Here is a 14226-nt window from a genome sequence, read left to right on the forward strand (position 1 = left end):
GTTTAGCTGCACTTTACGGGGAGTCATCGCTGTGGCTGTGTTTGATGTCGATGAGATTGTCCACGCGCTTCAGACGGTTCGCCAGCAATGGCGCGAAGTGCAGAAGCGCTCGCTCGAACCGGGCGGGCGCGAATTGCCGGGGCGCGAAGCGCTCTCGGAGATCATCGAGACGCTCAAGGGCGTGCTTTTTCCAATGCGGCTCGGGCCGCCCGATCTGCGTCAGGAAAGTGAAAACTTCTACGTCGGGCACGCGCTCGACGCCGCGCTGCACGCCTTGCTGAGCCAGGCGCGTCTGGAGCTTCACTACCGCAGCCGTCATCAACCGCCGCCCGCCGCCACGATCGAGGCGCAGGCCGGCATCGCGGTGCGCGCTTTCGCGGCGCGCTTGCCGGCGATTCGCAGCTTGCTCGATAGCGACGTATTGGCGGCGTTTCACGGCGATCCGGCGGCGGGCAGTGTGGATGAAGTCCTGCTGTGCTATCCCGGCGTGCTGGCGATGATCCACCATCGGCTTGCCCACGAGCTGTATGGACTGGGATTGCCGCTGCTGGCACGGATCATTGCCGAACTCGCGCATGCGCAAACCGGTATCGACATTCATCCTGGCGCGCGGATCGGCGCGGGGTTTTTCATCGATCACGGAACGGGTGTGGTGATTGGCGAAACGGCCATCATCGGCGAACGCGTGCGGGTTTATCAGGCCGTTACGCTGGGCGCGAAGCGTTTTCCGCGCGACGCGCAAGGTCACCTGGAAAAGGGCCATGCACGTCATCCGATCGTCGAGGACGACGTCGTGATTTATGCGGGTGCCACCATTCTTGGACGCGTCACGCTCGGGCAGGGCGCGGTGATCGGCGGCAATGTGTGGGTCACGCAGGACGTCGCGCCGGGTTCACACGTGACGCAGGCTGTATCGCGCAACGAAGGCACGAGTGCCGCCGTAGTCCGCGAGCCGCCGCCTCGCGATCAGGCAAGCGCGGAACCTGCCACCGCGGGAGCCGCGCGATGAGTGTGCTCGTCAGGGACTTCGGCGCCGCGGTGCGGCGCTTGCGCGAGGCGTCCGGCTGGTCGCAGGAGCAATTGGCCGAGTACGCCGGACTCAACCGGTCGTATGTCGGCGAGATCGAGCGCGGTTCTGCTATTGCGTCGATTGTCACGCTCGACAAGCTTGCGCGTGCTTTCAACGTGCCGGTCGAGCGCTTGCTCGGCCACTCGCCTGATGGCGTGAGCGTCGCCGCACGCTCGCATTCCGCTCTCGTCGATCCGGCGTCCCCTCGTTAGACCGCTGCTTTGCCGTCTATAGCATGTTGAACGGCTGAGGACGCCTTCCCATAATCAGTTTCGTTCATAAGCTTTCCCGTTTTTCTTATATCAACCCCCGGAGCAACAGATGACAGCAACAGTGGGCGGCCTGACGGCGCTCGGCGATACCGCAGCACGGCAACTAGCCAATGCCACCAAAACCGTTCCGCAACTCGCAACGATTACGCCCCGCTGGCTCACCCATCTACTGCAATGGCTGCCGGTCGAGGCGGGCATCTATCGCCTGAACCAGGTGAAGAATCCTGAAGCCGTGAAGGCAGCCTGCACCGCGCGCGAAGATGAAAGCATCCTGCCGCGCACCTTCGTGCCCTACGAAGAGCAACCGCGCGAGTACTTCCTGAATGCGGTCAGCACGGTGCTCGACGTACACACGCGGATCTCGGATCTGTACAGCAGCCCGCACGATCAGATCAAGGAACAACTGCGCCTCACGATCGAAACGATCAAGGAGCTGCAAGAGAGCCAACTGATCAACAACCCGGACTACGGCCTGCTCGCGAACGTGGCCGAAGAACAGCGCGTGTTTCCGCTGACCGGTGCGCCGACGCCGGACGATCTCGACGAATTGCTGACCAAGGTATGGAAAGAGCCGGCGTTCTTCCTGACGCATCCGCTCGCGATTGCCGCGTTTGGCCGTGAATGCACGCGCCGTGGCGTGCCGCCGCCGACCGTCAGCCTGTTCGGCTCGCAGTTCCTGACGTGGCGCGGCATTCCGCTGGTTCCGTCGGACAAGGTGCCGGTGGCCGACGGCAAGACCAAGATCCTGCTGCTGCGCGTGGGCGACAAGCGCCAGGGCGTGGTCGGTCTGTTCCAGCCGGGCGTGGCCGGCGAACAGGGTCCGGGTCTGTCGGTCCGCTTCATGGGCATCAACAACCATGCGATCGCGTCGTATCTGATCTCGCTCTATTGCTCGCTCGCGGTGCATTCGCCGGACGCGCTGGCAGTTCTCGATGACGTGGAGATCGGCAAGTACCATGACTACCCAGACACCTACAAGTAAGCCCATGGATAGCGTCCTGCCGCACGATGTGCCGACCGGTCCGCCCGCGGGGTTGCCTGATCCGGCGACGTTAGCGTCGCTGGCCAATGCGTTCTTCTCGGCGTTGCCGGGGAACGCTCCGCAGGTGGGCGGCGCGTCCGGCGTGGCCGCCACGTTGCCGTTCACGGCGCCGGTGACCAGTGAGATCAGCAATCCGGCCCCGGCCGGGTCGCCGCTCGCGGGTCCGGGCGGCGCGGGCACCGGCGTGCCTGGTGCCGCGTTGCCGCAGGGCCATGTGCCCGGCGGCAACCTGCTGCCTTCGGCGCCTACGCACGTTCTCTCGCTGGGTAATCGGGCGCCCGCGTTGGCGCCTCATGCCGTCGCGCAGAACGGCTTGCCGGATAGCGCGGTGACCGTTGCGCCGGCACTCGATCCGCGCTTTGGCGGGGCCGCGCTCGGCGTGCCGGAGGGGCATGGCGCACAGCGTCCGTCCGCGGCCGGGGCAGCGCCTGCGTCGCCGGTTTCACCGGGGTCTGCATCGCCTTATTATTTCCTCGGCGAAACGGGGCAAGCTCACACCTCGAGCGTGGCGTCGCCGGATATCGTCGTGCCGGGCTGGCATGACGTGAGCGCGCAATCGTTCGGTTTGCCTGGTGTCGATGAACCGCTTTCCGAACCGCGCTTCCCGTACGACCGGCCGGCTGCCTCGCCGTCGGCGCCGGGCACGACGCCGGCGGAACATAGCGGCGCCTCGCATTATTTTCTGAATCTGAACGACACGTCGCGCTATCCTGGGCAGACGCCAGGCGCTAAGGACAGCGTGCCGCATGCCGGGCCGTCAGCCCATCCGCCATTCGATGTGAATGCGATTCGCCGGGACTTTCCGATTCTGCAGGAGCGCGTCAACGGCCGTCAGCTGGTGTGGTTCGACAATGCCGCGACCACGCACAAGCCGCAAGCGGTGATCGACCGGCTCGCGTATTTCTACGCGCATGAAAACTCGAATATCCATCGGGCGGCCCATGCGCTGGCCGGCCGCGCCACGGATGCGTACGAAGCTGCACGCAGCAAGGTGCAGCGTTTCATCGGCGCGGCGTCGCCGGAGGAAATCATCTTCGTGCGCGGCACCACCGAAGCGATCAACCTGATCGCGAAGACGTGGGGCGTGAAGAACGTGGGCGAGGGCGACGAGATCATCGTCTCGCACCTGGAGCATCACGCCAACATCGTGCCGTGGCAGCAGCTTGCCGCGCAAACCGGTGCGAAGCTGCGCGTGATTCCGGTCGACGACAGCGGCCAGGTCCTGCTCGACGAATACCGGCGGCTTCTCAATGACCGTACGAAGATCGTGTCGGTCACGCAGGTGTCGAATGCGTTGGGCACGGTCGTGCCGGTCAAGGAGATCGTCGAATTGGCGCATCGTGCCGGCGCGAAGGCATTGGTCGACGGCGCGCAGTCGGTGTCGCACATGCGGGTGGACGTGCAGGCGCTCGACGCGGACTTCTTCGTGTTCTCGGGTCACAAGGTGTTCGGTCCGACCGGCATTGGCGTGGTCTACGGCAAGCGCGCGATTCTGGAAGATATGCCGCCGTGGCAGGGTGGCGGCAACATGATCGCGGACGTCACGTTCGAGCGCACCGTGTTCCAGCCTCCGCCGAATCGTTTCGAAGCGGGCACGGGCAATATCGCCGATGCAGTGGGGCTCGGCGCGGCGATCGATTATGTTCAGCGCGTGGGGATCGAGAATATCGCGCGCTATGAACACGATCTGCTGGCGTATGCGACGAGCGTGCTGCAACCGGTGCCGGGTGTGCGTCTGATTGGTACCGCGCGCGACAAGGCCAGCGTGTTGTCCTTCGTGTTGAAGGGCTACGAGACCGAGGAAGTGGGGCAGGCGCTCAACGAAGAGGGCATTGCCGTGCGCTCGGGGCATCATTGCGCGCAGCCGATCTTGCGCCGCTTCGGCGTCGAAGCGACAGTGCGGCCGTCGCTCGCGTTCTACAACACCTGCGATGAAGTCGATGCGCTGGTGTCGGTCGTGCGCCGGCTGTCTTCGCGACGCTAACGACCAGCGGCGGCCGGTGACGGCCGCCGCTTTCTCACGTCAGCATTCAGGCACAATTCAGGCAATCCCCGCCAGATAATCCCACGGATAGATCCCTTGCGCGTGCCCGTCGCTGAAAGCGATCTGTACGCCGTAGCCCATCGGCTGCATGTCGACAATCGCGAGGTGCGGTTCGATTCGCGCCGCGTGACCCGAAAGCGCCAGGCGACGGCATGTGGAGCAAGGGCAGCGTTCCCTCAACGTGGCGTTGTCGATCCACTGCGTTTGACCATCATCCCATGTCAGGGATAGTCGCTCTGTCGCAGCATGAATCGTCACGTGTTCGGGCGCGTTCATCCGTGCGCCTTGTCGATCTGTGCCAACGCGATACGTGCGGCCTTGCGGACTTCCGGATCAGGATCGGTTGCGGCCGCATGCAAGGCGGGCAACGACGCTGCATCGCCCAGTTCTCCCAGCGACAATGCCGCTTCCTTGCGCAGATTGCTGATCGCATGCGTGAGCAGCGCGGCGACCGGCGTGCTCGCGGTTGTGTCGCCGAGTCTGCCTAGCGCGCGGACCGCCTGTAAACGGACTTGCCAGTAGTCGTCGTCGAGCGCTGCGATCAGCGCATCCTGTGCGCCCGACGCGCGTAGTTTGCCGAGCGTGGCCGCCGCTTCTTCACGAACCTGCCAGGCGGCATCGCGCAATGCGCTCAGCAACGCAGCGATGGTTTCATCTGTCGCCGCTGCCCCTGTGCCCAACGCGCCGATTGCCGCGCGCCGCACGGCGGCGCTCGGATCCTGCGCGGCAATGACGGTAAGGGGGCCAAGCGCACGCTCGTTCTTCAACCAGCCGAGCACGCTCACGGCTTCGAGCCGCACCATGTCTTCGCTCGCGTTCAGCGCGGCCAGCGCGGGTTCCAATGCGCCCGTATAGCGTAATTCGCGCAGACCGCGAAGCGCGGCCTGGCGCACGAACGGATCGTCGTGCGTGGTCCACGGTGCGAGTAACGGCCCCGATGCCGGGTCCTTCAAATTGGACAGACTCTGCGCGGCGGCGTCACGCACTTCTTCCTCACGGTCTGCCAATGCTTCGCAGAGCGCCGCTACTGTGTCGGTGCGCTCCCATGCGCCGAGTACCTCGGCGGCTTGCGCTCGAACGTCCGATGAGAGGTCGGTGCGCAAGGCGGTGACAATCGGTCCGAGCACCGCTTCGTCTTCGAGGTCAGCGAGCGCAAGGAGGGCGATGCGGCGTACCGCAGCGTCCGCAGACGCGAGGCGCGGCAGGAGGGCGGCGGCTTCCGGATCGAGGGAATCGGGGTCGAACGTGAGCGGAAGCGAAATGTCGGTCATGAATTGAATAGTGTCTGGAGTGAAACAGATGCGTTCGATATGCTGGTTGCTCACGTTAAGCTGCCGCTTCGCGTAACAGCGCAAGACAATGGCGCTTGATCTCGATGAATTGCGCTTCGGTCGTGGTTTCGTCGCCACGTGGCCGTTCGAGTGTATTGCGCAGATCAGCGACGATACGTGCAGGCCGTTGCGACAACACGAGTATGCGGTCGGCAAGAAACAGTGCTTCGTCGATATCGTGCGTGACGAACAGCACCGTCGTGCGGATTTGCGTCCATACGTCGAGCAGCAGCGTTTGCATCATGCGGCGCGTTTGCGCGTCGAGTGCGCCGAACGGTTCATCCATCAGCAGAACACGCGGCCGGTTGATCAGCGCGCGAGCGATTTCCACGCGCTGTTGCATGCCGCCCGACAACTGTGCCGGATAGCGCGTGCCGAAGCCGCTCAAGCCAACCAGATCGAGCAGCTCGCTCGCTTGCCGGCGCCGTTCGTCGGTGGCGAGCCCTTTCATCTTCAGACCGAACGCGACGTTGTCAATCACGCGCTTCCAGGGAAAGAGCGTGTGCTGCTGAAATACGAGGCCGCGCTCCGGATGCGGGCGCACGACCCGCTCGCCGTCGACGACAATCTCGCCCGCACTGGCCGTCACGTGGCCGGCGAGCGCCGCCAGCAGCGTGGATTTTCCGCATCCCGACGGCCCGAGCACGCAGACGAACTCGCCCGGTTCGACGGTGAAGTCCAGTTGATCGAGCGCAGTGAACCGTTGCTCGCGCATGCCGACTTCCACGCTCAACGCGCGCACGTCGATGCGGCCCGCCGATTCCAGTTGCAATCCGGTGCTCATCGCTGCGACGCCTCCATGCGATACCACGGTATCAGCGCCAGCCCGACGCGCCGCACCAATACGCTGCTGCCCATCCCCAACGCGCCGATCAGCAGCATGCCGACCACAATGTCCGCATAGTTCTGCAACGTGTACGACTCCCATGTGAAATAGCCGATCCCGTATTGACCGGCGATCATTTCGGCGGTGACGAGACAGAACCATGCGGTACCCATGCCGATCGACAGACCCGTAACGATGGCGGGCGCCGCGCCCGGCAGGATCACTTCGCTGAAGAGCGCACCGCCGCGCGTGCCGAGCGAGCGTGCCGTGGCGACCAGCCGCGGATCGACGCCTTCCACGCCGTGGATCGTATTGAGCAGAATCGGAAACAGCGCGCCGATGAAAGTGATGAACATCATGCTCATCTCCGATGAAGGAAACATCAGGATGGCAAGCGGGATCCACGCCACCGCCGGAATCGGCCGCAATACTTCGAGCGGCGGCAGGACGGCGTCCTCGAATGCGCGGTAGCGCCCGATGGCAAGTCCCAGCCCGATGCCGACCACGCTCGCCGCGACAAAGCCCGCCAGCACCCGCATGACGCTGGATAAAAGGTGCATCGGCAGTTTCGGCGAGTGGAGGAGAGCCCAGGCCGCGGGCACGACGTCGCTCGGCGCCGGCACATTGGCGAACGTCATAACACCGAACGAGACGTGATGCCCGGCGAGCACCTGCCAGATACCGACGCACACCAGCACCGACGCGAATCGGGTCAGCGCGCGTGCGAGACGGGCCGGATTCCAGATCCGCTGGATGGCAGCGGTACGCCGGATGCTCGCGCTTTCCGTGGCTTCGAGAATGGCTGACATCGAGGACTCCCGTAATGGATGAACGCCGCTTGACGAGCCGTTAGCGCGCCGCGACCGCTTGCGTGGCGTCGGTCTTCGCGGCGGCGAAATCCACGACGCTGCCGTCCACCTGCTTCGCGTAGCTATCGGCGCTTTCTTTCAGCAGGAATGCGCTGATGTTGCCCTTGGCGTCCTTCACGTACCATGCCTGCCCGGCGAACAGTTTCAGGCCGCTCGAACGGTCCTGAACGTACACGACGCGCGCTTTCTTGCCGCCTTGCTCGAGCGTGTTGAGCGCCGCGAACGCTTCCTGAGCCGAGGCGTAGTTGCGCACCTTGCCTTCACCGTCGATCCAGACTTGCGTCGCGCTGCGGAAATCGGTGATGCGCTTACCCGTTTGCGCGTCATTGGCGACGAGCGGTTGCTTCGCGTAGTCTTTGAGCGCGGCGTCGTAGTTCAGTCCGGATTGTTTGAACGCTTCGCGGATATAGCGATCGTCGATGAACGTATTGACGTCCAGATCGACGTCGGTTTTCTTGAGAAGCTTGAGTGTGCTGATGGCCGTGACGGTTGCCTGCCGGTATTCGGGCTTCCACGTCAGATCACGCGTCTGCAGACCGAGCGGCCCATGGAACAGATAATTGACTTCGGCGTCGATGCCGGTCACCTTCTGGATCAACTGGCTGTATTTCTCCGGATCCTGCGCCAGCAACTGGTTCGCTTCGATCACCGCGCGCAAATACGCAACAACCACCTCCGGATAGCGCTTCGCATAATCCGCATCGACGAGCGTGCCGTGGAAGGTCGGCGCATGCGTCTGCGCACCGTCGTAAATCTTGCGCGCAAAACCGCGGAACGGGAACAGTTCGGCGAACGGAACGAAGTCGGCATGTGCGTCGATCTTGTGCGCCTTCAACGCGCTGCCCGCCACTTCAGGCGACTGCGTGATGATGTTCACGTCGGTGTCCGGATTCCAGCCTTGAGCCTTGATCGCCCGCAGCAACATGCCGTGTGCAGCCGAAGCGAACGGCACCGAGATCGTCTTGCCCTTCAGGTCGGCAATGGAGTGAATCGGTGAGTCGCCCGGCACGACGATGCCGTTGCCGCTGCCGTCGATACTGCCCGACAGTACCGTGACAAACACGCTCTGCTTGCCGGCCTTCTGGAAGGCCGCACCGTTCAACGAACCGGGAAACTCCGCCATCGATCCGAAATCGAGTTTGCCCGCCACCATTTCGTTGGTGATCGGCGCGCCGGACGTGAAGTCCTTCCATTGCACGTCGTATTTGACGTCCTTGTATTTGCCGTCGTGCGGCAAATACTTATCGAGCAGGTTCAGTTCGCGGATCAGCAGGCCGCCGGTCGCGCAATTGATCGTCGTGTCCTGCGTACCGATCGCGACGCGGATCGTCTCGGCGCGCGCCGCGCCGGCGGTGAGTGCAAACAGGCCGCTCGCAAGGAGCGTTGCGGCAAGCAGATGGCGGATGTTCATGAGTTAAGCCCCGATTGGTAGGGAAACAGCGCTGTGTGTGGTCTGGAATCTGGAAAGTCCGCTGCTAGCGCAGTAGATAAGGAATGTCGACCCTGACCGCATCGGTCGGGCAATCCTTCTCGCACGGCATGCAGTACCAGCATTCGTCGAACTTCATGTAGGCCTTGCCTTTGGTCAGGTCGATCGCGAGCAGGTCGAGCGGGCATACATCCACGCAGACCGTGCAGCCCTTGTCGGCGATGCATTTGTCTTCGTCGATCGTGACGGGCGCGGCGCTGCGCTGGAAAATGTTGTGCGGTGTCGTAGACATGACGGCTCCTCAAGCGTCGGCCAGCGCGGGCTCGCCGATGCGCAGGTTCTGATAGGCGCGACTCTCGTGGTTGTCGAGCGGCACCACATACGGTTCGACGGCGCGTTTCTCGCTGACCATGCGACCCGCTGCGTCTTTCTTCAGATGCGTGTGGCAAAACCATTCCGCGTCGTTGCGCTGCGGATAATCGACGCGATGGTGATACAGCCCCCAGCGGCTTTCCGTGCGAAATAGCGATGCATGTGCCGCCATCTCGGCACAGTCGCGAATCGCCCGCACCTCCGCGGCGCGCATCAGTTCGTGCGGATTGTCGGCCTTGATCTGGTCGATATCGGTGGCGATTTCAGCGAAACGTTGCAGGCCGATTTCCATCTTGCGCGTGACCTTCGGCGGCTGAAGATAGTCGTTCACCATGCGGCGCAGCTTGTATTCGACTTGCGCCGGCGCAAGCCCTGTCTCCCGTTCGAGCGGTGCATAGATGCGCGCCCGCTCGGCTTCGATCTGCTCGTTATCGAGCGCCGCATGCTCGCGGCCCTCGACGTATTGCGCCGCGTTCTGCCCCGCGAACCAGCCATAGGTGAACGCACCGAGCATGTAGTTGTGCGGGACCGCAGCCATATCGCCGGCGGCATAGAGACCGGCGACCGTGGTCTCCGCGCGCTCGTTCACATAAACGCCGGACGCGCTATGGCCGCTGCAGAAACCGATCTCCGAAATGTGCATTTCGATCATCTGCTGGCGGTAATCGGTGCCGCGTCCTGCATGAAATCGTCCCCGGCTCGGGCGCTCATTCGTGTGCAGAATCTGCTCGATGGTTTGAATGGTTTCTTCGGCGAGATGGTCGAGCTTCAGAAATACCGGGCCGTTGCCGCTCTGGAGTTCCTGATAGAACTCCCACATCATCTGGCCGCTCCAGTAATCGCATTCGATGAAGCGTTCGCCTTTGCCGTTTGCGGTGAACCCACCGAGGGGGCCGGTCACATAGGCGCATGCCGGGCCGTTGTAGTCCTTGATCAAGGGATTGATCTGGAAGCACTCGAGGTTCGCAAGCGCGGCGCCCGCGTGATAGGCCATCGCGTAGCCGTCGCCGGCATTGGTGGGGTTCTCGTAGGTGCCCATCAGATAACCCGAGGACGGCAAGCCGAGCCGGCCCGCGGCCCCGCAACTGAGAATGACCGCCTTCGCGCGCACCACATAAAAATCCGCCGTACGGCAATCGAAGCCCAGGACACCGCAGGCACGCCCTTGTGCGTCGGTCAGAACGCGTGTGACGACGATGCGATTGGTGATCGCAATGCGCGCGCGTTTGAGTTGCCGGTAGAGCACTTTCTTGATGTCATGGCCTTCGGGCATCGGCAGAACATAGGAGCCCATGTGATGCACTTTCTTGACCGCATAGTCGCCCGTGCCGTCTTTTTCGAACTTCACCCCCCAGCGATCGAGTTCTTCGATGGTCTTGAAACTGTGCCGGGCATAGGCGTAGACGGCTGCCTGATCGACAATGCCGTCGTTGGCGATGGTGATTTCCTTGGTGTACTGCTCGGGTGTCGCGTGGCCGGGAATGATGGCGTTGTTCAGACCGTCCATGCCCATCGAAATCGCGCCGCTGCGTTTGACATTGGCTTTTTCCAGCAGCAAAACCTTCAGGTTCGGATTCTGTTCCTTTGCCTTGACGGCAGCCATCGGACCCGCGGTGCCACCGCCCACGACGACCAGGTCGTACTCGATCACGTGCGTATTCATTTCGTCTTCCTTGTGGTCTTCTTCTCTTTCTGGCGGTCGATGCGAAAGCGGTACTGAAACGCGTCGCCGCGGAAATAGAGGTATTCGTAATCGATCGGCGTACCGTCCGCGCTGTGCGTCAGACGTTCGATGCGGAGCACCGGGCTGCCTTCCTCAACGTTCAGGGCTTCGACGATTTCCTCGTCGGCGAGAATCGCGTCGATGGAGATGTCGGCGTGGCCGAGCGGCACGGCGCAGTCGTTCTCGAGAATGAGGAAGATGTCGCGCGTGACGAGGTCTGCGCTTGCCAGACGTTTACCTAACGCTTCCGGGACCCACGTGATTTCGAGCGACACCGGCTCGCGATTGAGCAGCCGCACGCGGTGGATTTCGGCGACTTTCGCGCCCTCGGGCAGCTTGAGCCGGCTGGCGATTTGCGCGGTGGCGGGAATGAAGCGGATATGTTTGAGCTGGTTGACGATTTCATAGCCCATCGACGACATCGCTTCGGCGAAACCTTGCAACGCGCTGACGTTCTGGAACGCTTTCGGCTTGGAGACAAAGGTGCCCTTGCCGTGAAGTTTGAAAACGAGGCCTTCTTTTTGCAGATCGCCGAGTGCCTGCCGCACGGTAATGCGGCTGACGTTGAACATCGCGCAGAGGTCGTTTTCGGACGGCATCTGGGAATGGGCGGCATACGTACCGTCGAGAATGCGCGAGCGCAGCGCCGTCTTTATCTGCTCGTAAAGCGGCGGGGCGGAAAGAGGCAGCACGTTGGCCGGGTCGGGTTTCTGCATGATCTGTGGGTTGTCTGTACTTGTTATGACAAGTTGCATCACAGTCTAGTGAGGGAGCCTCAACGGACGAACGAAGATTTTGTGCTTTGCATTTCTGCGGGAAAGCTTTCGGCGTGTCCGTTAGTGCCGGAGCCCCGGCGCACCGCGCCCGGCGGGCGGCTGCCGGACGATGGACGGCGGCAAGCAGCGTCGGCGAAGGACGATTAAACTGGCCCGACCCGTTTGCGATGGAGTTCGCCCCATGTCACGTCAGCTGCGCCTCGGTGCTTTCATGCGCCCCACGACGATTCATACCGGCGCATGGCGCTATCCCGGCGCCTATCCCGATGCCAACTTCAATTTTGCGCACCTGAAGCGCTTCGCGCAGACGCTCGAGCGCGGCCGCTTCGACGCGTTCTTCATGGCGGATCACCTCGCGGTGCTGAACATGCCGCTCGACGCGCTCAAGCATAGCCACACGGTCACGTCGTTCGAACCGCTCACACTGCTGCCCGCGCTGGCGGCGGTCACGGAACGGCTGGGGCTCATCGCAACCGGGTCCACCACGTTCGACGCGCCTTATCACGTTGCACGGCGTTTTGCCTCGCTGGACCATATCAGCGGCGGCCGCGCGGGATGGAATCTGGTGACGACCTCGAACCCCGATGCCGCGCTCAACTTCGGTCTCGACGAGCATGTCGAACACGACGAGCGATATCGGCGCGCCCGCGAGTTTTTCGACGTGGTCACCGGGCTCTGGGACAGTTGGGCCGACGATGCTTTTATCCGCGATACGGAAACCGGCACATTCTTCGATCCGCAAAAGCTGCATGTGCTGAATTACAGGAGCGAGAACTTCTCGGTGCGCGGTCCGTTGAATATTGCGCGCCCCGTGCAGGGATGGCCCGTCATCGTGCAGGCCGGTTCATCGGAAGCGGGGCGGCAGATCGCCGCTGAAACCGCCGAGGTGGTGTTCACCGCGCAAACCTTGCTGGCCGACGGCAAGCGCTTTTATGCCGATGTGAAAGGCCGGATGGAAAAGATCGGCCGTCAGCGCGATCACATGAAGATTCTTCCGGCGGCCTTCGTGGTCGTGGGCGATACATTGGACGAGGCACTGGAAATCCGGGCGCGGCTCGACACGTTCGTGCACTACGAAAGTGGGCTCGCTTCGTTGTCGATTGCATTGGGGCACGATGTCTCCGGCTTCGATCCGGACGGCCCGCTGCCCGAGATTCCCGAGACCAATGCGAGCCGGACAGCGCGGCAACGGGTGGTCGAATGGGCGCAGCGCGACGGGCTGACGATTCGTCAACTCGCTCAGCGCATTGGCGGATACTCGGGGCTCGAGATGGTGGGCACGCCGAAGATGATCGCCGATCAGATGGAGCAATGGCTGGTGGAAGAGGGCTCGGACGGCTTCAACGTCATGTTCCCGTATCTGCCGGGCGGTCTTGACGACTTTGTGGACAAGGTCATTCCCGAGTTGCAGAAGCGCGGGTTGTTCCGGCGTGAATACGAAGGGGCGACGCTGCGCGAGAATCTGGGATTGCCACGGCCTGAGAACCGGTTTTTCGCGCGGTGAAATGACGGGCCACTGAACCACCAATCGGTTTATTTCGCCGCGCGTTCGCGGGGAGTCGGCGTGACGCTAATCCCCCCGTTCTAGTGACTCACCCGTGCGCGCCGTCAGTTCCCCATTCATCGCGCTGCTCACGACAAACTCATACCGTTCCGGCCGGATATGAAATAGCGTCGACTCGCAGACGCGCCCATCGGTGAGGCGCGAGATTCGTTTCATCACCAGCAGGGGCGCATGTTCAGGCGTCTGGAGACTGCGCGCAATCGCTGCTGATGCCGCCACGGCGGTAATGCTCATGTCCGCACGGGCGATTTTCCACCCAGGCATCGATTCGATGATCTCGTAAGAAGGCTTCGTTTGCGCAAGCTGTTCGGAAATCGTTTCCGCTTCGGGCAGCAGCCATGTCTGCGCCAGCGCGACGCTGACGCCGTCCACGGAATGCAGCCGCTCAAGGTAGACGGCGGTCTTGACCTCGCGCGCGAACACACCGGCCATGTCGGGCGGCAGCTTCCTGCCGGGCTGCATGCGCAGGAGTTTCATCTGCGGTTCGGCGCCCTGGCGCGCCAGCGAATCGTAAAAGCCACGCAATACATCGAGGCGATGCTGCATGCGCTTGCCGCTTGCAAAGGTGCCTTTGCCCTGTTTTCGCTCCACCAGATTTTCATCCGCCAGCTTGCCGATGGCGAGACGCACCGTCACACGACTCACGCCAAAGCGCTCGCTGAGTTCGGCCTCCGAGGGCAGTTTGCCGGAAGGCTCGTAGTGGCCATTCTCTATTTCGCCGCGCAACGTGCCGGCAATCTGATCGTAAAGCGACGTGACGTTCTCACGGACCAGGCTCATCAATTTTCCCCTCGTGCAGTGCGCGCCGGCATTGCCATGAATCGATGCGGCGGGCTAAGCCATGTCTTCGTATAAGGATATGAGAAGTGCTTGGATCGCCAACTTGTATTAATACGTATTATGCCAACT

At 62.7% G+C, this 14226-nt stretch carries 14 protein-coding genes; 5 read left to right on the forward strand and 9 right to left on the reverse strand.

All coding sequences use genetic code 11. From position 1 onward, the window contains the following. The first annotated feature begins 31 nt into the window (after positions 1-31). From epsC to PQQ95_RS14365, 4 genes are all read left to right on the forward strand, one after another. Positions 32-1009: a serine O-acetyltransferase EpsC gene (gene epsC / locus PQQ95_RS14350; RefSeq protein ID WP_408438047.1), complete on the forward strand. Its 978-nt coding sequence runs from the start codon at positions 32-34 to the stop codon at positions 1007-1009. After that, positions 1006-1281, forward strand: a complete 276-nt coding sequence (locus tag PQQ95_RS14355) for a helix-turn-helix domain-containing protein (RefSeq protein WP_408438048.1) — start codon at positions 1006-1008, stop codon at positions 1279-1281. The genes epsC and PQQ95_RS14355 overlap by 4 nt, the downstream gene beginning before the upstream one ends. 109 nt (positions 1282-1390) lie before the next feature. Continuing rightward, complete coding sequence (locus PQQ95_RS14360) at positions 1391-2323, forward strand: family 2A encapsulin nanocompartment shell protein (protein WP_408438049.1); 933 nt, start codon at positions 1391-1393, stop codon at positions 2321-2323. Next, complete coding sequence (locus PQQ95_RS14365; RefSeq protein ID WP_408438050.1) at positions 2298-4367, forward strand: family 2A encapsulin nanocompartment cargo protein cysteine desulfurase; 2070 nt, start codon at positions 2298-2300, stop codon at positions 4365-4367. Before PQQ95_RS14360 ends, PQQ95_RS14365 begins: the two co-directional genes overlap by 26 nt. Positions 4368-4424: 57 nt before the next feature. Here the strand turns inward: PQQ95_RS14365 and PQQ95_RS14370 are convergent, their stop codons facing one another. The 8 genes from PQQ95_RS14370 to PQQ95_RS14405 all read right to left on the reverse strand — a co-directional run bounded on the left by PQQ95_RS14370 (position 4425) and on the right by PQQ95_RS14405 (position 11693). Beyond that, the gene (locus PQQ95_RS14370; RefSeq protein WP_408438051.1) at positions 4425-4703 is read right to left on the reverse strand and encodes a DUF971 domain-containing protein; all 279 of its coding nucleotides are present in this window, start codon (positions 4701-4703) and stop codon (positions 4425-4427) included. Then, complete coding sequence (locus tag PQQ95_RS14375) at positions 4700-5698, reverse strand: HEAT repeat domain-containing protein (RefSeq protein ID WP_408438052.1); 999 nt, start codon at positions 5696-5698, stop codon at positions 4700-4702. Before PQQ95_RS14375 ends, PQQ95_RS14370 begins: the two co-directional genes overlap by 4 nt. A gap of 55 nt (positions 5699-5753) precedes the next feature. Beyond that, positions 5754-6542 carry an ABC transporter ATP-binding protein gene (locus PQQ95_RS14380; protein ID WP_408438053.1) on the reverse strand — a complete coding sequence of 263 codons (789 nt, stop codon included), beginning with the start codon at positions 6540-6542 and terminating at the stop codon, positions 5754-5756. Next, entirely contained in the window at positions 6539-7393 is an 855-nt protein-coding gene (locus PQQ95_RS14385) for an ABC transporter permease (RefSeq protein ID WP_408438054.1), read from the reverse strand. The genes PQQ95_RS14380 and PQQ95_RS14385 overlap by 4 nt, the downstream gene beginning before the upstream one ends. A gap of 40 nt (positions 7394-7433) precedes the next feature. Beyond that, a complete protein-coding gene (locus tag PQQ95_RS14390) occupies positions 7434-8864 on the reverse strand; it encodes an ABC transporter substrate-binding protein (RefSeq protein ID WP_408438055.1) in 1431 nt (476 codons plus the stop codon). A gap of 64 nt (positions 8865-8928) precedes the next feature. Beyond that, positions 8929-9174 carry a 4Fe-4S dicluster domain-containing protein gene (locus PQQ95_RS14395; protein ID WP_030102639.1) on the reverse strand — a complete coding sequence of 82 codons (246 nt, stop codon included), beginning with the start codon at positions 9172-9174 and terminating at the stop codon, positions 8929-8931. A 9-nt stretch (positions 9175-9183) separates the two neighbouring features. After that, the gene (locus PQQ95_RS14400) at positions 9184-10917 is read right to left on the reverse strand and encodes a fumarate reductase/succinate dehydrogenase flavoprotein subunit (RefSeq protein WP_408438056.1); all 1734 of its coding nucleotides are present in this window, start codon (positions 10915-10917) and stop codon (positions 9184-9186) included. After that, the gene (locus tag PQQ95_RS14405; protein ID WP_408438057.1) at positions 10914-11693 is read right to left on the reverse strand and encodes a GntR family transcriptional regulator; all 780 of its coding nucleotides are present in this window, start codon (positions 11691-11693) and stop codon (positions 10914-10916) included. The genes PQQ95_RS14400 and PQQ95_RS14405 overlap by 4 nt, the downstream gene beginning before the upstream one ends. 241 nt (positions 11694-11934) lie before the next feature. On the opposite strand from PQQ95_RS14405, the gene PQQ95_RS14410 reads away from it, so the two are divergent. Next, positions 11935-13257, forward strand: coding sequence for an LLM class flavin-dependent oxidoreductase (locus tag PQQ95_RS14410; RefSeq protein WP_408438058.1), 1323 nt, complete (start codon positions 11935-11937; stop codon positions 13255-13257). A gap of 66 nt (positions 13258-13323) precedes the next feature. On the opposite strand, the gene PQQ95_RS14415 is transcribed toward PQQ95_RS14410, so the two are convergent. Further along, a complete protein-coding gene (locus PQQ95_RS14415) occupies positions 13324-14097 on the reverse strand; it encodes a GntR family transcriptional regulator (RefSeq protein ID WP_408438059.1) in 774 nt (257 codons plus the stop codon). Positions 14098-14226: the final 129 nt, after the last annotated feature.

Origin of the sequence: Paraburkholderia caffeinilytica, from assembly GCF_046030355.1 — a bacterium.
Lineage (GTDB): Bacteria > Pseudomonadota > Gammaproteobacteria > Burkholderiales > Burkholderiaceae > Paraburkholderia > Paraburkholderia caffeinilytica_B.